We start from the raw sequence: 1,354 nt of genomic DNA, 5'->3' as shown, positions 1-1,354 counted from the left end.
GGGACTGTAAATTATTTTGTGTTTTGCTCTGAGTTAGTCGAAAAATGATTTTGAAGTTCATAGGCAAAAAATTTATTTTTAAATTTTTATTATATGGACCCAGAATTAGAAAAACAATTAGATGCCTTAATAGGTAAAATCAGCAACAAAGAGGACTTCGATCAAGTCAAGGAACAGTTGCTTAAGCGTGGTATCGAATCGCTTTTGAAAGCGGAAATGACAGCCCATTTGGGGTTTGAAAAGGGTGGCGCTGTAGTTGGAAACAACCAGCGTAATGGTTACTCGGAAAAGACTATCAAAACCCAAAACGGAGAGCAGCGCATCAAGATACCCAGAGATCGTCAGGCCAGCTTTGATCCGGTGATTGTACCCAAACATCAATCCATCAGTCAAGAGCTCGAGGACTGCATCCAATTGCTATATGCCAAAGGGATGGGCAATAGTGATATTATAGACTTTATGGAAAGCACCTATGGCGTCCATTATTCCACCTCGCAGGTATCCATTATTACCAACCAATTACTGGAGGATATCAAGAGCTGGCAGAACAGGCCATTGGAGGATGTATACCCCATTGTTTGGATCGACGCCATCCACTATAAGATACGCCATGAGGGAAAGGTTGTCTCCAAGGCCTGTATGATTGTCCTTGGGATTAATACCGAAGGGCAACAGGATATTTTGAGCATGAGTATTGTCGAAACAGAAAAAGCCGCTGCCTGGATGTCCATATTGGATGATCTGCGCTCCCGTGGGGTAAAGGATATCTTCTTTTTGTGCAGTGATAATCTATCTGGATTGGACAAGGCGGTAGAAGCCATTTACCCCAATAGTATTCGTCAGGTCTGTATTGTGCACCAAATCAGGAACTCCCTAAAATACGTGAGTTATAAGGACCGTAAGGCAATTATGGTGGATATTAAAGCCATCTATCAAGCGGATAACGAAAAAATTGCGCTGGAGGCCCTTGAAGTTTTTAAACAAAACTGGGGGGCCAAGTACCTAGCCGCCGTTCAATCCTGGGAAAATAACTGGGATAACCTAACGGCTTTTTTAAGCTATCCCAAAGAGATCAGGAAACTCATCTACACGACCAACATTATTGAGAGCTTCAATGCCAGTTTAAGAAAATATACGCGCAATAAAAAGGTCTTCCCTAACGATGATGCAGCTCTTAAATCTATATACTTAGCAGCTCAAAGCATCAGTAAGAAATGGAAGAAAACAAGATCTAAGTGGGGGCAAATTTACAATCAATTGTATATTTGTTTTCCAAATAGGTTATAATCAAATTATTTTAAACCTATGAATTTTGAAATTATTTTTCAAAAACACAAAATTTTGGATAGACTCA

General features: G+C 40.1%; 1 protein-coding gene. It reads left to right on the top strand.

Features of this window, described 5'->3' with window-relative positions; translation table 11 throughout:
• Positions 1 to 93: 93 nt before the first annotated feature.
• The gene (locus tag BUA16_RS18135; protein ID WP_072766113.1) at positions 94 to 1,287 is read left to right on the top strand and encodes an IS256 family transposase; all 1,194 of its coding nucleotides are present in this window, start codon (positions 94 to 96) and stop codon (positions 1,285 to 1,287) included.
• Positions 1,288 to 1,354: the final 67 nt, after the last annotated feature.

The sequence above is a fragment of the Arenibacter nanhaiticus genome (genome assembly GCF_900141935.1).
GTDB classification, from domain to species: Bacteria; Bacteroidota; Bacteroidia; order Flavobacteriales; family Flavobacteriaceae; genus Arenibacter; species Arenibacter nanhaiticus.
Note: the sequence above shows the minus strand (reverse complement) of the source record. Positions and strands in the feature narration are given on the sequence as shown.